At 59.6% G+C, this 19,900-nt stretch carries 13 protein-coding genes; all 13 read right to left on the bottom strand.

Annotation, left to right across the window (positions count from 1 at the left end):
- Nucleotides 1-81: 81 nt before the first annotated feature.
- The 13 genes from fleR to flgK all read right to left on the bottom strand — a co-directional run bounded on the left by fleR (nt 82) and on the right by flgK (nt 19,900).
- The gene (fleR, locus tag LOY50_RS07790) at nt 82-1,464 is read right to left on the bottom strand and encodes a sigma-54-dependent response regulator transcription factor FleR (protein ID WP_258690582.1); all 1,383 of its coding nucleotides are present in this window, start codon (nt 1,462-1,464) and stop codon (nt 82-84) included.
- Nucleotides 1,465-1,469: 5 nt separating this feature from the next.
- Nucleotides 1,470-2,678, bottom strand: a complete 1,209-nt coding sequence (locus tag LOY50_RS07785) for a sensor histidine kinase (RefSeq protein ID WP_408980842.1) — start codon at nt 2,676-2,678, stop codon at nt 1,470-1,472.
- 110 nt (nt 2,679-2,788) lie between these two features.
- A complete protein-coding gene (locus tag LOY50_RS07780) occupies nt 2,789-4,264 on the bottom strand; it encodes a sigma-54 dependent transcriptional regulator (RefSeq protein WP_003199076.1) in 1,476 nt (491 codons plus the stop codon).
- A gap of 169 nt (nt 4,265-4,433) precedes the next feature.
- Nucleotides 4,434-4,730, bottom strand: coding sequence for a flagellar protein FliT (locus LOY50_RS07775; protein ID WP_072408529.1), 297 nt, complete (start codon nt 4,728-4,730; stop codon nt 4,434-4,436).
- 11 nt (nt 4,731-4,741) lie between these two features.
- Nucleotides 4,742-5,137, bottom strand: coding sequence for a flagellar export chaperone FliS (fliS, locus tag LOY50_RS07770; RefSeq protein WP_214510733.1), 396 nt, complete (start codon nt 5,135-5,137; stop codon nt 4,742-4,744).
- Nucleotides 5,138-5,268: 131 nt separating this feature from the next.
- Nucleotides 5,269-6,699, bottom strand: a complete 1,431-nt coding sequence (gene fliD / locus LOY50_RS07765; RefSeq protein ID WP_214510732.1) for a flagellar filament capping protein FliD — start codon at nt 6,697-6,699, stop codon at nt 5,269-5,271.
- Nucleotides 6,700-6,781: 82 nt separating this feature from the next.
- Nucleotides 6,782-7,147, bottom strand: a complete 366-nt coding sequence (locus LOY50_RS07760; RefSeq protein WP_258690581.1) for a flagellar protein FlaG — start codon at nt 7,145-7,147, stop codon at nt 6,782-6,784.
- Nucleotides 7,148-7,219: 72 nt separating this feature from the next.
- Nucleotides 7,220-8,068, bottom strand: a complete 849-nt coding sequence (locus tag LOY50_RS07755) for a flagellin domain-containing protein (protein WP_003199067.1) — start codon at nt 8,066-8,068, stop codon at nt 7,220-7,222.
- Between the two features lie 277 nt (nt 8,069-8,345).
- A complete protein-coding gene (locus LOY50_RS07750) occupies nt 8,346-9,272 on the bottom strand; it encodes a ketoacyl-ACP synthase III (RefSeq protein WP_027912745.1) in 927 nt (308 codons plus the stop codon).
- A 332-nt stretch (nt 9,273-9,604) separates the two neighbouring features.
- Complete coding sequence (locus LOY50_RS07745) at nt 9,605-12,499, bottom strand: TIGR00180 family glycosyltransferase (protein WP_258690580.1); 2,895 nt, start codon at nt 12,497-12,499, stop codon at nt 9,605-9,607.
- Between the two features lie 63 nt (nt 12,500-12,562).
- Nucleotides 12,563-16,144, bottom strand: a complete 3,582-nt coding sequence (locus LOY50_RS07740) for a glycosyltransferase (RefSeq protein WP_253472403.1) — start codon at nt 16,142-16,144, stop codon at nt 12,563-12,565.
- A 110-nt stretch (nt 16,145-16,254) separates the two neighbouring features.
- Nucleotides 16,255-17,820 (bottom strand): flagellar hook-associated protein 3, encoded by a 1,566-nt coding sequence (locus tag LOY50_RS07735; RefSeq protein WP_253472400.1) that lies wholly within the window; start codon nt 17,818-17,820, stop codon nt 16,255-16,257.
- 13 nt (nt 17,821-17,833) lie between these two features.
- The gene (gene flgK, locus LOY50_RS07730) at nt 17,834-19,900 is read right to left on the bottom strand and encodes a flagellar hook-associated protein FlgK (protein WP_258690579.1); all 2,067 of its coding nucleotides are present in this window, start codon (nt 19,898-19,900) and stop codon (nt 17,834-17,836) included.

Below are 19,900 nucleotides of genomic sequence, written 5' to 3'. Positions count from 1 at the left end.
CCCAGGCACATCCGGCATCAATGCGACTGATGTACCGCTATCGCGAGCAAGCTCGCTCCCACAGGGATTTTTGGTGCTTATTCAACTGGCGAACAGGTAAGCCTCCACGTCCATGCCGGCGTCGCGCATTTGCGCCAGCTTGTAGCGCAGGGTGCGCGGGCTGATCCCCAGGCGTTCGGCCGCTTCCTTGCGCCGACCGCGTTCGGCGCGCAGGGTGTCGATGATCATCTGGAACTCGCGACGCCGCAGATCGTCTTCCAAGGCGCCGACCGAATCGCTCTCGACATCCGGCGCTGCTGCCGGTGCCGGCGTCAAGGCAGGCAATGGCGCACAGGCCACCGGACCCGCCAGGCAGAAATCCTCCGGCTGGATCAAGCCGCCCTGCTGCAGGATCAAGGCCCGCTGGATGGCGTTATCGAGCTCCCGAACGTTGCCCGGCCACGGGTAGGCAACCAGACAAGCCTGAGCCTGCGCTGAAAACCGCGCAGCCGCATGCTTCATTTTATTGACGTGTTTGTTCAGCAAACGCTCGGCCAGCGGCAGGATATCGGCGGTGCGCTCGCGCAACGGACGCCAAGCCAACGGGAATACCGACAGGCGGTAATAGAGGTCCTCACGAAACCGCCCCGCCGCCACTTCGCCGGCCAGGTCGCGGTTGGTGGTCGCCACCACGCGAATGTCCAGGCTGATGGGCTTGCGCGCACCGACCCGCTCCACTTCCCGCTCCTGCAATACCCGCAGCAACTTGGCCTGCAAGCCCATCGGCATTTCGGAAATTTCATCGAGCAGGATCGTGCCGCCGTCGGCTTGTTCGAATTTACCGGCCTGGGCCGCGATGGCCCCCGTGAACGAACCCTTTTCGTGCCCGAATAGTGTCGCCTCGAGCATGTTGTCGGGAATCGCCGCGCAATTGATGGCAATGAACGGTTCGCTGGCGCGCCGGGACTGTTGATGGATATAGCGCGCCAGCACTTCCTTGCCCGTTCCGGACTCGCCGGAAATCAACACGGTTGAATCGCTGCGCGCCACCCGCGCGGCCAATTCCAGCAGTTGCGCACTGGCCGGCTCGATGGCCACCGGGCCTTCGCCCTCGACCGCGAGACTGCCCAAGGCATGACGTGCGACCAGGTCCAGCAGCGCTTTTGGCTCGAACGGCTTGACCAGATAATCCGCAGCGCCCTGGCGCATGGCGTCCACCGCTCGCTCGACGGCGCCGTGAGCGGTCATCAGCAGGACCGGCAGTTGCGGCTGACGGGCGCGCAACAGGCCGAGCAATTGATGGCCGTCCATGCCCGGCATATTGACGTCACTGACCACCAGGCTGAATGCTTCGCGCCCCACCGCCAGCAGCGCTTCTTCCGCCGAACCGACGGCGACGTAGTCGTGCCCGGCCAGCACCAGCGTGTCGGCCAGCGCTTCGCGCAGGGCCCGGTCATCCTCAACCAGCAACACCTTGATCGCCATTGCTTTCACTCCACCCCTGGCGCATTGGAAAACAGCGGCAAGCACACCGTCGCACAGGTGCCACGGCCCAGGCGCGAGCGCAGTCGCAATTCTCCCTGATGGGCCCGCGCCACAGCCTTGACCACGGTCAGGCCCAAGCCGGTGCCAGTGGTCTTGGTGGTGAAGAATGGCTCGCCCAAGCGCGCCAGCACGACCGGCTCGATACCACTGCCGTTGTCGCTGACACACAGGCGCAAGGTGTTGTCGCGTGTATATAAATGCACTTTCAGCCGGACGTCGCCGCCACTGGCCTGGATCGCGTTTTCGATGAGGTTCAACACCGCGCCCACCAACGTGTCGCGGTTACACAACACTTCCCCGACGTGGCTGTCGCACTGCCAGCGGATCGGCAGCTCCTGCACATGGGTCAACGCCGCTGCCTGCAGCGATTGCAGCAGGGCCTTGGGGGTGACACGGTCGGTCAACGGCAACTCGCCGCGCGCGAATACCAGCATGTCGCGCACCTGATGCTCCAGCTCGTGCAGGCGCTCTTTCAAGCGTCCGGCGAACCGTTGCTGGGTTTCCATCGGCAATTGCTGTTCAGTCAAATGACTGGCATAGAGCAGCGCGGCAGAAAGCGGCGTGCGAATCTGATGGGCCAGCGACGCTACCATCCGCCCCAGGGAAGACAGGCGCTCATGGCGGGCCAACTGGTCTTGCAGGTGCCGGGTTTCAGTCAAGTCATTGAGCAGCACCAACTGCCCCGGCTCGGCATCCAGCGAGCGCGTCGAGATGGACAGGCGCCGACCGTCCTTGAGGGACACTTCATGACCGTCGTCTTCCCGGGGCGCAAAGCAGCGGGCAATGACATGCCGCCACAGCTCGCCTTCCAACGGCAGGCCGAGCAACTCGCAAGCCGCGGGGTTGGCTTCGCGCACACGGCCGTGGGCGTCGATGACGATAACGCCACCGGGCAACAGGTCGAGGAGATTTTGCAGACGATTAGCCAGGCGTTCCTTTTCCGCCAGCTCCTGCATGCGCTGGGCGCTGACCACGGCCAGCTCACCCTTGAGCTCGGTGACCCGGGCTTCGAGCAGGCTGTAGGAATCAGTCAGTTGGCTGGACATCTGGTTGAACAGCGAAAATGCCTGCTCAAGTCCAAGCCGGCTCGCCTGCTCGGCGGACGGCATGTGTCCCGGTTCGGGGACAGGCGACATCTGGGCGGCTTGGGTCATCGTGCTCTCTCGCTTGGCTGACCGTCAGTTAAACGGAACGTTGCGAGGGCTATAGCAATACCCGTGCCGAAAAAAAACCGCCTGAAAATCAGGCGGTTGGAAAACAGGCGTCAATCATCCGCCTGTTCATCTCCTTCGCGACGGCTCATGCCGTACTTGCGCATCTTCTCTACCAGGGTGGTACGACGGATGCGCAAGCGTTCTGCGGCGCGGGCCACGATACCGTTGGCATCGTCCAGCGCCTGCTGGATCAGCCCTTGCTCCAGGCCTCCCAGGTAATCCTTGAGATCCAGGCCTTCCGGTGGCAACAAGGCATTGGCGGTGAAATCTGGCGTATGGCCGTTGATTGCCACCCGCTCCTCCAGATCGCTGCGCAGGCTGTCGACCATTTGCTCGTCTTCGTCGTCGACGTAGCGGAATTTCTTCGGCAATTCATTCACGCCGATCACCCCGTACGGGTGCATGATCGCCATGCGCTCCACCAGGTTGGCCAGCTCACGGACGTTGCCCGGCCAGCCATGGCGGCACAGGGACATGATCGCCGCCGAGTTGAAGCGGATCGAACCGCGTTTTTCGTGCTCCATGCGCGAGATCAGTTCGTTCATCAGCAACGGGATGTCTTCGACCCGCTCACGCAGCGGCGCCATTTCGATCGGGAAAACGTTGAGACGGTAATAGAGGTCTTCGCGGAAGCTGCCAACCTCGATCATGCTCTCGAGATTCTTGTGCGTTGCGGCAATGATGCGCACATCGACGCTCTGGGTCTTGTTGCTGCCCACGCGCTCGAAGGTGCGCTCCTGCAGGACCCGCAGCAGCTTGACCTGCATCGGCAGCGGCATGTCGCCGATTTCGTCGAGAAACAGCGTGCCGCCATTGGCCAGTTCGAAACGCCCGGCGCGGCTGGTGATCGCGCCGGTAAAGGCGCCCTTCTCATGGCCAAACAGCTCGCTCTCCAGCAACTCGGCCGGGATCGCGCCACAGTTGACTGGCACAAATGGCGCTTCGCGGCGCTTGGAGTGGTAATGCAGATTGCGCGCAACCACTTCCTTGCCGGTGCCCGACTCGCCCAGGATCAGCACGCTGGCGTCGGTATCGGCGACCTGCTGCATCATCTGGCGCACGTGCTGGATCGCCCGGCTGGTGCCGACGAGGCTGCGGAAAAGGTTGGGTTCGCGATGCCTGCCGCGCTCACGGGCCTGGTCGTACATCTCGCGATAAACCTGCGCGCGATGCAGCGAATCAAGCAGCTTGCTGTAGCTGGGCGGCATTTCGAGCGTGGAAAGTACTCGGCGACGCTGGTCTTCAGGCAAGTCAAGGGAAGAATTTTCGCCCATTAACAAAACCGGAAGGAACTCATCCCAGGTTGAGAGTGTCTTTAGCAAGCCCAATAGCGTTGCGGGGGCATTCACGGTCCCGATAAGGACGCAAATGACCTCGCGACTGGACGACAAGGAGCCGACGGCCTGCTGCCAGTCATGGCTTCCGCAAGGTAAATTTTCTTCGCCAAGAAAATTTAAGATCACCGCCAAGTCGCGGCGGCGGACGCTATCGTCATCGATCAAGAGAATTTTGGTTTCACGCCACATGCAATAGCAACTTCCCTAGTCAACCCAATGCCCGAAATTAGGGGGCAAGCTAGACGCTTGCAGACTTGTCATGCCTGTAGACGCCTTAAATCTGTAAACAGTTACTAGTTAAGTCAAAAAACCGTGCACAGTCAAATTTATGGCGCAACAAGCTCGGATTAACTGAGTATTAACCGAACAGATGGTAAACCTTTGCCGCGTTCTGTGCTTGATGGATCTGTTGCATCTCGTCGACGATCGCCTGACGCTCTCCCGTCGCCGCCTCCAGCAATTGCCGATACACCCCCAGCAACTCCTCAAGATTATTGCGCAACGCCGCCTCGTCCACCTCAGACTCGCTCAGGACATCTTCCATGCAGGAACGACAAGCCAGGTCCAACTGACCGATGGCCTCCCAGTTTCGCTCGGCCAGGGCATCAACCAAGGCATCACGGGTGTGTTCGATTCGCTGCAGGACAAGACTCATGAGAGCACTCCTTAGAATTGCGGACCAGGTGTGGCAATGGCATCCCAGCCTTCCTTGACCGTGCGAAGCAGACCGGCGACTTCGTCGAGGATCTTCGGATCGGCCTTGACGTTGGCTTCAGCCAGGCGTTTCATCATGTAAGCGTAAAGAGTATCCAGCTCAGCGACCGACTCGGCCTGGTTTTCCAGGTCCAGGCCTTCACGCAAACCACCGACGATGCCGATGGCCTTGCTGATCAGGATGCCTCTGTTTGCAATATCCTTGCGCTCCAACGCGCCCTTGGCCTGGGCGATGCGGTCCAGCCCGCCTTCCATGAGCATCTGCACAAGACGATGGGGACTTGCTTCGGAGGTTTGCGCTTGGGCGCCAATCTTCTGGTATTGGCGAAGGGCCAACATCGGATTCATGTTCTACCTCATCAAAAATCTTCGGTTCGTATAAACAGCGTATCGACGCTGCGTCAAAAAACTTTAGGTCGAAAAGCCGAAAGCCCGGAACGTTGTCAAAACGTTGCCGGGCTTTTTTTCGTCAGTCGAAATCAGCTGTTTTTCTGTTGTGCCGCCATCGCCTCGAACATCGAGGTGATATTGCTGGCAGTGGCCTTCAGCTTGCCGACCAGGGTATCCATATCGTTGTACTTTTTAGTCAGCACAGCGGTCAGGGTCTCGACCCGACGATCCAGAGCCTCCTGATCGTTCTTCAGGCGGGTCTGGGTCTTGGTCAGCGCCGTGGTCCGCTGATCGAGGACGCCACCGGTCTGGGTGAAGGGTTCGATCGCCTTGCCCATGCGCTCCAGCAAGCCATTGGTACCCGTGAACAACGTCTGGACTTCACCGCTGAGCTTTTTATCGTTCATCGCTTCGGTGAACTTGACGCTATTGAAGTTCAGCGCACCCGTCTTCTGATCGGTGGTGATACCCAACTGGGCCAGCGACGTCAGCTTGTCGCCAGCGCCGGTTTCAGACAAGGGCGTTCGAATCGCCGCCAGCAGCGAGCGAGGCAACGCGTCACCGGTCAATTTTGCCGGCACCGTCAGCTTCCCATCATCGTCGAGCGACGGCTTGGTCAGTGCGGTGATGCTATTGGCGATCGCGTTATAGGCATCGACGAATTTCTGGATCGAGGCTTTCAGGCCATCGTTGTTCGGCGCCACGGTGACGGTTGAACTGGCGCTCGGTCCGCCACTGAGCAAGTTCAAGGTCAACCCGGAAATCGCCGTGCTGACCGTATTGCTCTTGCTGGTCAGCAGCATGCCATCGACGGTGAAGCTGGCATCCTGGGCCAGGGCACCGATGGCGCCCGCCGAAGTGGCCGTCAGCGCAGCACCGCCAGCACCCACGACGTTCGTCCCATCGATCTCCAGCCCCGCGATGCCGCTTACCGAGATGTCGGAACCGGCGCCGGTCGTGCTTGAACCCAGCACCAGGCGCGAACCGAAAGAGTCGGTGATGATGTTGGCACTGAAACCCGCAGCCTTGAGTGAAGTGTCGGCATTGATCGAGTCGCGAACCGATTGCAGGGTCGCACCGGCCCCCACATTGAGGTTGTAGTTGACGCCGTTCTGCGCGATGGTCAGCGTGCCGCTCGGGATGGCACTGCTAGTACCGCCAGCAAAGGCCGCCGAGGTGACCTTGGAAGCCGTCGCGATATTGTTGACCTTGATCGCATAGGTCCCGCCCACCGCCGAGTTGCTGGCGGTGGCCGTGAGCACTGTGGGGGCAGAGGATGTCGCAGCAAAACCCGAGAATTGCGGAGTCGTTGTGCTGGACAAGTCCTTCATCGCGGTATTGAAAGCCGCCAACAACGACTTCAGGGTGCCCACCCCGGAGATACTGTTGGAAGTCGTCGTCGTCGCTCGGGTGATCTGACCTTGCTTGGCGGCCTTGTCGGAATCGACCAGCGCCTTGACGATCGCAGTGGTATCAAGGCCAGAGCCTAAACCCAAGCCAGGTAGAATTGGACTTGCCATGTGGGACTCCCTTCAGTGTGTCGCCGGCCTTTTGACCCTTACAACGCCCAAAAGGACATAGCAACAAAATTCGTGCCAGTTGTCAGGCTTCGGCGCTGAACAACAAGCTGTTTGCATCATTCAAACTGTTGGCCAGCTTCAGAACTTCTTCGTTCGGGATCTGGCGAATCACTTCACCGGAACCACTGGCAATCACTTTGACCACTACTTTGCCTGAAGGCTCATCAATAGAGAACTCCAGGTTGCGCTTGACCGACTGAACGAACTTCTCGATTTCCTGAACGGCCTTCTTGAGTTTGTCCTGCTCGGCGGCAGCGTCTTTAGGCGCTTCCTTGACCGGTGTCACGGTAGCAACCTCGGCTTGAGGCTTCTCCACTGGCTTGCCGACCACTGTCGGTGCCGGCTTCGCCGCTGGATAAGACAAGTTCAGCTTCACGCTCATATCCATGTCCATCACCTCTTGAACGGAAAAAGCGAGAGAGCACGCAAGCGCACTCCCCCGCTAAAACTCATCCGGCTATTACTGAAGCAGCTTCAGTACAGCGGATGGCAGTTGGTTGGCCTGGGCCAGAACCGAAGTAGACGCTTGCTGCAGAGTCTGCTGCTTGGTCAGTTGTGCAGTTTCAGCAGCGAAGTCGGTATCTTGTACGCGACCCAGTGCAGCACTGGCGTTTTCGTTGATGTTCTGCAGGTTGGAGATGGTGCTGGCGAAACGGTTTTGTGCAGCACCGAGGTCAGCACGAGCACTGTTGATGGTGTCGATCGCGCTGGTGATTGCGTCCATGGCGGCCGAGAAGTTGGTTTCAGCGGTAGCGCTGTCGGAACCAATGATGGTGATTGCCGAGTCAACACCCAGGCTTGCAGCGTCGAAACTGGCGCTCAAGGTCAGGGAGATCTGGTTGTCAGTACCAGTGTTCGAACCAACCTGGAAGGTCATGGTGCTAGCAGTACCGTCGAGCAGGTTCTTGCCGTTCAGGTTGGTGCTGTTGGCGATACGGGTCAGTTCGTCGCTCATCTGCGAGAACTCTTTGTTCAGAGCGACACGGTCGGTTGCGCTGTTGCTATCGTTACGGGACTGGATGGCCAGTTCACGCATACGTTGCAGAATGTTGGTCTGCTCCTGCATCGCGCCTTCAGCGGTCTGCGCCATGGAGATACCGTCGTTGGCGTTTTTGATCGCCATGGTCTGACCGCGGATTTGCGAGGTCATGCGGGTAGCGATCTGCAGGCCGGCGGCGTCGTCTTTGGCGCTGTTGATTTTCAGGCCGGAAGACAGGCGAGTCATCGAAGTGGAGAGAGCGTCGGAAGCACGGTTGAGGTTCTTCTGAACGTTCAGCGAAGTGGTGTTGGTGTTTACTGTTAAAGCCATGACGAATTCCTCGTTGGTTGGGTACTGCGGCTTCCGGCCCTTGGCAACCGCCGGGGTGTGGCCTAGAGAACCTTCGTAATAGTTATCGTCGGATTAGGAACTTGCTTGAGGGCTTTTTTCAAAATATTTGCTAGCAGACTGCCACCCCTTGAAAAACAAGGCTTTAGTCGCGCGATAAAGCCCGAAAAATGGCGCCAAGAAACCGCAGGACAAAATCGCGGGCCAAAAAAAAGCGCCCCAGGCCAACCTGAAGCGCTATTGGAAAAACGTGATTCGATCAATCGCGATAAAGAATCGCCGAGCCCCACGACAGGCCCACACCGAAACCGCTGATCGCCACGCGCTTCCAGTCAGCATCCAGGACGTGCTTTTCCAGCAGCAGCGGAATGCTCGACGACACGGTATTGCCGGTCTCGACCATGTCCTTGATGAACTTCTCAGGCTCACCCTCGAAACGCCGCGCCACGGCATCGACAATCGCCGCGCTGCCCTGGTGAATGCAGAACGCATCGATGTCACTGGCTTGCAGTGACGATTCGTCCAGCAGTTCGTGCAAATGAGCGGGCACTTTCAACAGGGCGAAGTTGAAGACCTGGCGGCCGTTCATGAAAAACACCCCGTCACTGACCTTCAGGTGCGGCGCGCCGGAACCATCGGTGCCGAACTTGGCCTTGCCCAACTGCCAGCTGGCGCCCTCGGCCATCCACGTGGCGGTGGCGGCATCGCCAAACAACATGGTGGTGTTGCGGTCTTCAGGGTCGACGATTTTCGAATACGGGTCGGCGGTCACCAGCAGCCCGTTTTTCAGCCCTGCGGCCTCCATGAAGCCTTTCAGGGCGTAGATGCCGTACACGTAGCCCGAGCAGCCCAGCGATATGTCGAACGCCGCCACATGGGTCGGCAGCCCGAGTTTGTCCTGCACGATGGCGGCCGTGTGCGGCAGCCCTTCTTCATCACCGTTCTGGGTGACAACGATCAATGCGTCGATGGATTCGCGCGAAAGCTGCGGGTTGTTGGCGAACAATGCATTCACTGCTTCGACACACAGGTCCGAGGTTTCCTGGTCAGCGTCTTTGCGCGGCAGGAACGCCGAACCAATCTTGCCAAGGATGAATTCTTCATCCTTCTCGAATTTGGCACCCTGAGCGTAGTTATCCACACCAGCGGTCGGCACATAACTCGCTATGCTTTTTATGCCAATCATCATGGCTTCCCGATCATGTACTGCGACTAGGTTCACCCCCAAAAGCTCAGGGGCGCTTCAAAAATGGTTGATTTCCAAGGGCGGACGCCTTATCCGGCAAACGAACGGGCCTCCACTCCGGGGAATACAATACAGTGAAGATGCACTTTATGACCTATGCGTCACGCCGTTTTGTCCTGGAGGGGCATTTTTTCATGACAAACGAAGCCGCGTCATTTCCCGCGACGGCATCGGACACTGGACAGGAGTCTTGAGAATGGCGGGGTAATTGGGCAAGAACGCCAGCAGGTTTTAGCTGCCGGCGTCGATGAAATGCCTCGCAAGGCGGGGGGTTATACCAGCAAGTCGGTCCAGGGTACGTTGCGCACCGGTCCCAGGGTAAAACCAGCACCTTGCAATGCCAGGTTGCCGTTGTAGAAGCGATCCTGGGCGAGCGCTTCGGACCACTTCTCACGCAGCGCCGCACGCGCCTCTGGCGTACTCGCCAGCACGCCGGACTGGATCACCTGCACATGGGGCGTCCATACCGTCAGGTACCCGGCCTGGCCGACTCTGAGGCACAGATCCACGTCACCCAAGGCATCGTCGAACAGCTCGCTGTCTATGCCGTCAGCAGCGTTGAACAACTGCTTGGAAATCATCAAGCAGGCAAAAGACACCGCCGAACAGTTCTGCTCCACGACCAACCTGTTCATGTAGCCTCTGGCGGTCTTCGGCTCGCCGATGAAGGCCGAGCCCACTTCGTCATTCAGGCCCAGAATCAGGCAGGCCTGGGTGATACGCCCATCGCGCTCGACCAGCTTGGCGCCGACCACGCCCACCTCCGGCCGCAAGGCCTGATTGAGCAGCGATTCGATCCAGTTGACGTTGATCACTTCGCTGTCGGCCGCCAGTGTCACCAGATAGTCGCCCTTGGTCTCCTGGCTGGCAGCGTTGATCAAGGCCCCCGTCGCGGCACCCGACTCGATATCCAACAACCGAACGCGACTGGCCTGCTGCCCCTGGCCGTTGAGCCAGGTGCGCAGCACGGAATGGTTTGCCGCCCCGGTGGGAACCAATACTTCGTAGCGCTGATATCGAGTGCGCTGCAGTACGCTGAGCAGGCAACGTTGTAGCGCTGTCAGATCGCCAATGCCATGGACGATGATCGACACCATGGGGCGATCGGCAAAGCGGTAGTCGATTTTGTGCGTGCCCGGCACGACCGCGCTCACGTCAGCCTGATAACCCCGAACCGCCAGGTGACGCAGCAATGTCTTGCGCTCATCGGCGTTATCTTCCACCGCAGGGGCCTGGCAAATCAGCAGAGGCTCATCCAGGTGGGCAAGCCCCTCCAGGCCATCCTGCTCGATCAAGCGCAACAGCAGGTCGAACTCCAATGCGTTCTTGAACTCGCGCGAATAACCGCCGAGTTTTACCAATGTCTCGCGGCGTACCAACCAATGACGGGCCATCAAGGCCGGGGCGCTTTGCAGCAAGTCAAGGTTGAACCCCGGCCGGAAGACGTCGGCCAGCGTCCCGTCAGGCTGGCGCTGGAACTCATCCATCGCCACGGCCTGGCACTGTGGCGCGGCCAGCAATTCCACACCCGCGCGGAACAGGCCACCCGGCGTCAATTCATCGCCGGCCTCGGCCATGACCATCCAATCGCAATCGCTTTGGCTGACAACCTGATTGATTTTGTCGACGTAGTTGCTTTCGTTGACTTTGACGAAATGCAGGACGTTCTGCGGTGTGGTCTCCGCCGGCAGGTCGCCAGTGGTGAACACGACAATCTTGAACGCCCGGCAATAGCCATTGATCACGCTGTCGAAGGTTGCCTGCATCTTGAAGACATCGGCCTCCAGATCCAGGATCAAAATACCGAACGTAGGACCACCGTTGCGAGCGGCCAGGTATTTGGACACTTTCTGCGCCTCACTGGCGCTCGGTTCACGCGCTTCGAGCCAGCGCAGCAATTGACCGGAGCGCGTGGCGTCGAACAACCTTGCGGTATTTTCATATGCCGCTGCCTTGAGTCGTTGCTCCCAGGCCTGGAGCATCTGCACGTAGCGCGTGTCACCCTTGGCTCGCATGACCTCGAGCAGTTGCTTCACCAGATCCTGGTTGAAGGCATAGCTCAGGAAAGCCCTTGCCAGTTGTTCATCAAGCGGCTCGGCGCTGGTGTTGCGCTGGGGGCGAGACAGCTCTTTCTGCTTGAGCATGACCGCTTCCAGCTCCTTCAACTGCACCTGCCCGCTTGGCGCCGCATGAAGCAGGAATTCCAGCGAAGTAAGCACGTCGAAAAAAGCCTGGTTATAAAATGGCAACTCAACGTATTGCGTCGGTTCGAAACGACGAACCGGTTCGCCACGCCGCGAATCCCAGGTCGACTCGAACAGTTTCCCAGCCTGCGGCACCGAACGCTCGACCAGCTTCTTGAGTATGGCCCGGGCATGCTCCCGCGCCGAAGCAGCCGCGCCAAAGGCGTCGGCCAGCATAGTGCTCATGCGTTCCTGTTCAGCGACTGCTCGCAAGTCCTCGGCACCAGGCGCCATGCCAACCGGGTTCCGTGGCTTCGCCACGCGACTGCGCTCGTGCACACCATAAGGAATGTCCAGCAAGCGAACCTTTGCATCCGTCACCAAGCCAAAGCAATGGCCGGCCTCCTGCAACCGCGAATCAAAACCGACGGGCAGCGAAGCGTAACTGCGCCGCAGCGTTTCAGTGCGCGTGAGTGCACTGACCAATGACGGGCAATCCTCGGTAAACACGGCGAGCCGGGCTTCGGCCGATGCGCCGGAATAATCTTCACAGCCCTTGCGATCGAGCAGGTAATAGTCGACACGGTCGGCATGGGCCTCGAACGCCAGGCTGTAGCCTTGGCAAGCGCCGTATTCAGCGTGTGCGTCGAGGAAACTCAACGATTGCTCGAGCGCTTGGGGCAGCAGGAAACTTTCGGTATCGGCAATCACCAGGTAAGGCGTGGCAACTCGCTCGACGGCCTGGCGAACCTTGTCGCCGAAACCAATGGCCGTGGGTGCGTGCAGGTATTGCACGCTGGGGAACTCTACCGTGATATCGGCATCGATCAGGCTCGATGAGTCGATCACCAGCACCGCAAACGAACTGTCGCGGTAGTAGCGCAACGCCCGCCGCAGGGCAGTCGACTGGTCGTGAGCGAGCAGCACCAGGGTAAACCGTTCATTCAACGGCGCAGTCGATCCTGTTGGGACATTGCTTTGCATATTCATTCCTTAACAAGTGGGTGGTCGCATCAGCGACACCGGGAGTTTCGCGGTTGAAACTCATCAATCCGGTAGCCAACCATTGGCCCAGTACTGCAAGTTATCGCCGCGCAAGATAAAGTCGCGCAGCACCACTTCACGTAATTCGTCGCCCATCCGGTAGCTGGCAATCGGATCCGCCAGGTGCATACGGATTGCCTCCAGCCATTCTTCGGCGCTGTTGGTGAGGATCCGGGTGCAAGGCAGGTGTCCCCGATAGGCTTCGGTATCCGAACAAATGACCGGATAGCCGCACGCACCGTATTCCAACAGGCGAAGGTTGCTTTTGCAGTCGTTGAAAATATGGAATTCCAACGGCGCCAAGGCCAAGTCGAGATTCAGGCTGGCAAGTTTTGCCGGATAAAGCGCCAGGCTCACGCCAGGATGGAACTCATGGATATAGGGCTTGAGCAAATCGGGGCACATGCCAAAGAAAACCCATTCAACTTCGTCGGCCAGTTCCCGAACCACATCGGCAATGAGCTCCAGGTCGCCACGGTGGCTGGTGCCGCCCCCCCAACCGATACGCGGCTTGCTGGAGGTTGCACGCTGGCTTCTAAGCTGATTCCACAGGCCGGCAGCCAGCATGTTGGGCACCACGCGGATATCGTGGTGCATGCTCGACAAAGCGTCTGCCAATGGATGGGTGGACACCACCACCCGATCACACAGGCCGATCCCCTGTCGCAGCAAGTCCTCAAGGTTGTCCGGCATATTGCGGCGGTGTTCGTTTTTCTCCGGGACCCTGGCGATGTAGTCATCCAATTCGTAGATGCGCATGGCGTTGGAGTAAGTCTTGACTTGAGCGATGTCCTTGAATTTACCCACGTTATAGCGACCTTGAAGCACGATCACATCCGGTGACTGGCGCTCGATGTCGATGATCGAAGGCGTATCGTAGGCAACACGCCCCACGATTCGCCCAGCCGCTTCCAGTTCGAACAACGGTTGGCTGACCCGGTAATGCCCCACCGCCGAGGTATTGACCGCCAACCCCAGGATCGAAGGTACGTTGCGGGTGATCAACGGATTCCAGCCGGTGCGTGGTCCGGGCTCGAGACTGAAGCTTTTCCCGGTCAGGGTCAGGTTACGGTTGTAGGCAGGATCGTTGGCGATCCTGGGCAACCAGCGCTGATAGAACGCCTCTTGCTCATGCTCCAGCCGCTCTTTCCACGAAGGATCACGACTCGCTTCCATGCCGGACGCCAGCACGACATCACTGTAAGGTGTGGTGACGATCAGGTAACCGTTTTTCCCCACCTGCTGGCATAACTCCAGAGAGTTGATGCGCTGCGTTGTGATCGACTCATCGAACCCACCGACCTCCTCCAGCACCTGCTTGCGCACCAACAGGCAGTGATCGCCGACAGCGCTCCAGTTCTGCACCGTCTGCAAGCGTTGCATATAGCCGCCAGACGTGACCGATTCGTTGACGAAGGCCCTGCCCGCCAACCCTCCCAGCCCCATGATCATGCCGGAGTCGATGACCCGGCCTTGCTGGTTGAGTGTACGAGGCCCCACGATACCGACCTCGGGACGTTGTCCTTGATTGAGCAACTCATCCAGCCAGGCAGCTTCCAGCACAATGCAATTGGGGTCGAGCAACAACAGGTATTCGCCGCGGGCATGCTGTGCGGCGAAATTGCGGATCACCGCTTCGCTGCCGCTTCCCGGGTGCAAGAATATTCGCAACGTTTCGCTGCCCAGCTCGGCCATGGCTCGCAGCCAATGCTGCAGCTCGGCGCTTTCACTGGCGTTATCGACAATGATGATTTCGTAGTGCGGATACGCGGTCGTACTGATCAGGCTGTTGACGCAACGCTCCAGCGCGCTCAGGTCATCCTTGACGCTGATGATGATCGACACCAGTGGTCGCTCGGCGAACAGGTATTCGATGCGCGGGATCAACGCCAGGAGCGGCCCTGGGTGAAGCCGGTGCGGCACGCCGATACGCTGTAGATGAGCTTCGATCAGCCGGGCGTTTTGCTCGATGACTTCCGACAACGACAGCCATTTGGCAAACGAAAACGTCGACTCGACCTGGACTTCCGGAATATGACCAATGACCTGCGGCCCATCCGTTTCCACCAGTCGCCAGATCAAGTCATGGGGCGCCAATTCGCCCAGGCTCGAATCGAATCCACCCGAAGCCAGGAATCGCGCACGCTCGAAAGCCAGTGTCCGACCGACATAGGGATAACCGCGCATCAGGTCGAGATTGAAGTCGGGCTTGAAGATCGGCTCCACCGACTTGTCATCCACCAGCGCACCTTCATCGCTGTAGAGACAGGCAGCAGCTGGCGAGCTGACAATCCGATCGGCCATGATCAGCAGAGCCGACTCCGTCAAGCGATCGCCGGCACGCAGCAGGTAGAACCAATCGGCGCCGTCCAGTTGAGGCAACAGCCCGTTGAGCTGCTGCGCCCAGTCCGCTTGCAGGCCAAGGCGCAGGACATGGTTGTCCACAGCCTGGCGACCATTGGAGAGCAGCAGCACTGATTCGCAGGCATAGGCTTGGGCAGCGATACTCTGCAGGGTAATGCCCAACGCATAAGGATCGTCCTGCTCATCGACGATGATGGGGATGATCATCGGACGATAGGCCCAGCGGGCAATCTGCCGGGACAAGACTTGTTTGCGCAATGGACTGAAACGTCGACACGTCAACCACTGCGCATAGAGGTCTGCGTAGCTTTCGATATCAGTGCCGACTTGCGAGCCGATGACGCCCTGGCGAGTCGCAATGACCGAGTAGACGTTGATTTCTTCCCACTCGGGCGCCCCTGGCTCCTTGGGCTGCCCCAAGGACTGGTAACGCACCCAGCCGCTGGCTGGCGCCGGCTCGCCGCTGCGCTGGGCCAGCATTTCCTTGAGCCATGTCAGTTCCACCGTGGCAGCTTCGAGCATCTTGAACTGAAGCCCCAGGCGCTCTGGATGCAACCGCTGGCCGCTTCCCTCGGCGTAAAGCTGGACCAGATTACCCCGGCGCAACAGGCAGATGAACAAGGCAAAATCGAGGACTGCCTCGAAGCCTTCGCCGGGCCGCGCCAACGCTGGCAACAAGGCCTCGACATCTGCGCGGCGCATCAATGCACCACTCAAACCGCCGAGAATATTACGGGTGGTTTTTTCGAAGTACGCCAGCATGTCATTGCCGTTGAACAGCGCATCGAATTGCGTGATGCCCGTGTTTTCAACACGGACCGGCAAGGCGTAGTTGTCTGCATCGATTAAATGATGCTTGTTGATCACCAGCGATACTTGGGCATGCTCCTGCAGGATGGCCGCCTGTTGACTGACACAGAACGCCAGCAACTGGTCGTCATCGCACAGGAACTTGATGAACTCGCCCCGGGACTCTTCAAGACAGCGCAGCAGGTTCTGCTGGAAGCCCAGCCGGGTCGGGTTGCTCAGGTAGCGCATCGCAACCTTGGAGCCCGCGCAAAGTTCCTGGACGATCTGCTCGATTTCATCGGTGCGGCAATCGTCGCAGATGACAATCTCAAGGTTCTCGTAGGTCTGCTCGAGCGCACTTTGCAAGGCTAGGCGGAAAAAGCGTGGGTTGAACGCGGGGATGGCAATGCTGACAAGAGGAGCTGATTTCACACGCTTGGCTCTCAACCGGTGGGCGCCAACTCAGGCGAGAGCAGGACGTCCTGAATCGTATAAAGGAACGGGTCAGGGACCGCTTATAACGTCACGGTCCCGGCCCTGGATCACACTTTGTTGAACAGGCCCAATTGAGCGATCTTGCTGAACGCCAACTGCGACGCTTGAAGCATAGTCTGCTGCAAGGTCAGGCGCGTCATCACCTCGGCCGCGTCGGAATCACGAATCGCCGACTGGGTCTGCGTGTTAGCCAGGACAAAGCTCTGATTGGTATCGCTCTGGGTATCGAGCGACTGGCCGCGACCGCCGACCGAGCTCAATGCACTGGTCAACTGGTCAGTGCCGCTGGCCAGGTTACCGATAGCCGAAGCCAGTGACGCATTGAGTTTCTGGATGGCGATGTTGTCGCCATCGGTCGGCGTGTTCAAGGCAGTCCGCAACTGGTTCACGGTGTCCAGTACGTTCTGCGTCTCGTGGGTATTGACCGCGATGCTGAACTGGTCGTTGGCGGCCACGGCACCATTGAGCGTGAAACTCACACCGGATGCGGTGGCGACGTTACCCGCCAGGGTGCCGCTGGACACCGGCTTGCTGTCAGCGGTCAGTGGCGCGGCGTACAGGTCGAAGTCCGTGGCACTGGTAAACTTCAGTACCGCCGACCCCGTCGGGAAGCTGGCGTGGTAGGCCACTGGATCGGTGATCTGGCTACCGGTGATCTGAGTCGCGGTGGTGTTGCCCGGGCTGCGGGCCGGAGTGAACGTATCGGGCTTGGCGGCCAGGGTGAAGGTATGGCCTGGCAACACCGTTCCGGCAACGTCGCCCGCTTGAAGATTGACGTTCAAGGTCAAGTCGACGCCGCGAAAGCTCACAGTCTGCCCGATCTGGTTATTAGGCTCGATGACACCGCCCTTGCTGGCTTCGGCGGTCACATCGTTGCCACCCGAATCGGTGATTTTCAACTGGGTGCCGCTGGTGAACTCCACCGTGTACGGCTCGCCACTGCGGAACTGGCTGTTGTAGGTCACGCTGGACGACACTTGGCCGTTGGTCAACACCACGCGACCATCATCCACCGCCGGCGCGGTCATGGTGACCTGGCTGCGACTGGTGTTGACGGCTTGCTGGAACACTTCCCAGCCAGTGCTGTTGGTGGCCATCGACATGGTGTCGCCGATCGGCAGGTCCAGGGTCACCTGGTCGCCGTTGTAGCTGTAGGTGCCGTCGTCGTTGCGGGTGAACGGTACGACATCGCCCTTGGAACCGGAAAAAATGTACTTGCCGTTTTCATCCTTGGTGTTCATCAGGCTCAGCAACTGATCTTCGATCGACCCCAATTCCGAGGCAACGGCTTTACGGTCCGAGTCGGTGTAGGCGGCGTTGCCAGCACTGACGGCCAATTCCTTGGCGCGCTGGAGCACGTTGCCGATGCTGGTCATGACCGCTTCGGTCGTGCCCAGGGTCGCCTTGATGGTGGTGACGTTGGCTTCATATTGGGAAAGCATCGAAGCCTGGTTGCCCAGTTGCAGCAGGCGCGAAGCGCCCACCGGATCATCCGCGGCGGTGTTCACACGTACCAGGCTGCTGGCTTCTTCGCTGGTCTTGACCACCTTGGCGAAATTTTTCTGGTAGTTCGCAGCCGTGCTTTCGTAAAACTGAGAAGTAGAAATGCGCATGGGCTACGGCTCCTTAAAGACTGTTGATCAAAGTGCTGAAAATTTGCTGCGCCGCCTTGATGATCTGCGAAGACGCGGTGTAGTACTGCTGGAACTTGACCAGGTTGCCGGTTTCTTCATCCAGGTCCACGCCCGACAACGAATCGCGGGCGGTCTTGGCGTTGTCCAGGATCGCGCCAGTGGCGGCACTGTCGAGCTTGCCCTGGGCGGCCTTGGCGCCGACGCCCTCCACCAGCTTGCCGTAGGCATCGTTCAGGGAAATGCCCTTGCTGGAGGAACCGGTGTCCACGGTCTTGGCGGTCTGCAAGCCGGCCAGGACAGTACCGTTACGGTTGTCCAGGCTGCCGGGCTGGCTGAGGCTGACATTGATGGACGCTCCGCTGGACGGAGCACCGGCAATGGACATGTCGAACGTGACGGTGCGCTGTACCGGTGGCACGGAAGAATCCATGATCGGGTTACCACTGGCGTCCTTGAGCGGAACACTCAGGCTCAGGGTGTTGCTTTCGCCAGGTTTGATCGTGCCATTGCTGATCTGAGTGCCCTTGGCATCGAGCAACTGATAAGCCTGGCTGGTGCCATCGGCGGACGTCGCGCCGAACACCACCTTGACCGGCATGGAGTTCTTGATGCCGTTCTGGATGATGGTCGTGGTGGCGGCGTCGTAGATGTCCAGCTTGGTGGTCATGCTCGGCTGGCCGTTGGCCGGAATGGTCAGCGTACCGCTGCCCCCTGGCACGATGGCGGCGCCCAACGGCGCGGCAATCGCCAGCCGCTTGGAGTCGGTCATCTCGGTCTTGATGTTGGCCGCCTCGTTGCGGGTCGGCGTGAGCTTGAACGTGTCGCCGGCGGCAGCGGTGCCGTTGGCGAAGGTCATCGAGAAACCGTCGATCACCGGCGGCGGCGTGGTCGCAGTGTTGAACGCGCCCATCGAGGTGCCGTCGGGCAGGCGCTGGACGGTGTAGTCCGTGCCGGTGGTGAACGTCACCTTGTAGTCGTTGGTGGTCAGCTTGCCGGAGTCTTTGATGGCGATGTTGAAGTTGCCGGAGCCGGCGCTGTTGTTCAACGACGCAACGCTGCGCTGGCTGATCTGCGCGGCGCTGTTGATGTTAGTGAACAGGTTGGAGCCGAAGGCCCCGTTCATGTCGATGCCCGAGGCCTGGACGCTGTTCATCTGGTCGGCGACCACCAGGGCCACGCGACCCAGCTCGTTCATGGCCGGGTCGAGCACGGTGCTGCGGTAGCGCATCAGGCCACCGATCTCGCCGCCGGTGAGCACCGAGGTCAGGTCCATGGAACTGGAACCGCTGTTGAGCTGGATACCAATGCGCCCCGGATCGTTCTTGTCCGGCACCGCTTGCAAGGTATTGACGATACTGCCCATCACCAACGGTTGGCCGGAGCCCAGGTAAATGTCCAGGCTGCTGCCGTTCTCGACAACCTGCGTGCCGGTGAAGGTCGAGAGCTGGCGAATGGTTTCGCCGCGGGCGTCGAGCAGGTCGTTGGGCGCGCCGCCGGCATTGGAGACTTCGGCGATTTTCTTGTTCAACTGCGCCACGGTGGCCGCCAGGTTATTGACCTGGTCGACCATATTCGACAGGTTGCCATTGATGTTCTGGCTCTGCTCCGTCAACTGGTTGGCAACCGAATTGAAACGGTTGCTCAAGGCCTGGGCATCGCTGAGCAGCAGCTGACGGGATGCATCGTCACCCGGCTTGGCGTTGACGTTCTGCACCGAGGCGAAAAACTTGGTCAGCGCACCGTTGAGACCGGTGCCGCTGTCCGACAACAGGGAGTCGAGCGGAGTAATCTGGCCCTGATAGGCCGCTGCGTCACTGTTGAGCGACGTGGTGGTTTTCAGTTGTGCTTCAAGGAAGGCGTTATACACCCGGCGCACATCGGCCAGGGTCGTGCCGGAACCGATGAACACGTTGCCGTACTGGTTCGACGCCTTGGTGGTCTGCACGGTCTGCTGACGCGAATACCCTGCGGTATCGACGTTGGCGATGTTGTTACCCGTGGTCACCAGTGCGGTCTGGCTTGCGGACAGACCCGACATCCCGATATTGAGCAAACTCAT

This window comes from Pseudomonas sp. B21-010, assembly GCF_024749325.1.
GTDB classification, from domain to species: Bacteria; Pseudomonadota; Gammaproteobacteria; order Pseudomonadales; family Pseudomonadaceae; genus Aquipseudomonas; species Aquipseudomonas kilonensis.
Note: the sequence above shows the minus strand (reverse complement) of the source record. Positions and strands in the feature narration are given on the sequence as shown.

Coding starts and splice junctions, on each gene's coding strand:
- LOY50_RS07775 (WP_072408529.1), bottom strand. CDS start 4,730: ATGAGTCTTGTCCTGCAGCGAATCGAACACACCCGTGATGCCTTGGTT.
- LOY50_RS07780 (WP_003199076.1), bottom strand. CDS start 4,264: ATGTGGCGTGAAACCAAAATTCTCTTGATCGATGACGATAGCGTCCGC.
- fliS (WP_214510733.1), bottom strand. CDS start 5,137: ATGAATCCGATGTTGGCCCTTCGCCAATACCAGAAGATTGGCGCCCAA.
- fleR (WP_258690582.1), bottom strand. CDS start 1,464: ATGGCGATCAAGGTGTTGCTGGTTGAGGATGACCGGGCCCTGCGCGAA.
- LOY50_RS07745 (WP_258690580.1), bottom strand. CDS start 12,499: ATGCAAAGCAATGTCCCAACAGGATCGACTGCGCCGTTGAATGAACGG.
- flgK (WP_258690579.1), bottom strand. CDS start 19,900: ATGAGTTTGCTCAATATCGGGATGTCGGGTCTGTCCGCAAGCCAGACC.
- LOY50_RS07760 (WP_258690581.1), bottom strand. CDS start 7,147: ATGGATATGAGCGTGAAGCTGAACTTGTCTTATCCAGCGGCGAAGCCG.
- LOY50_RS07755 (WP_003199067.1), bottom strand. CDS start 8,068: ATGGCTTTAACAGTAAACACCAACACCACTTCGCTGAACGTTCAGAAG.
- LOY50_RS07785 (WP_408980842.1), bottom strand. CDS start 2,678: ATGACCCAAGCCGCCCAGATGTCGCCTGTCCCCGAACCGGGACACATG.
- LOY50_RS07750 (WP_027912745.1), bottom strand. CDS start 9,272: ATGATTGGCATAAAAAGCATAGCGAGTTATGTGCCGACCGCTGGTGTG.
- fliD (WP_214510732.1), bottom strand. CDS start 6,699: ATGGCAAGTCCAATTCTACCTGGCTTGGGTTTAGGCTCTGGCCTTGAT.
- LOY50_RS07735 (WP_253472400.1), bottom strand. CDS start 17,820: ATGCGCATTTCTACTTCTCAGTTTTACGAAAGCACGGCTGCGAACTAC.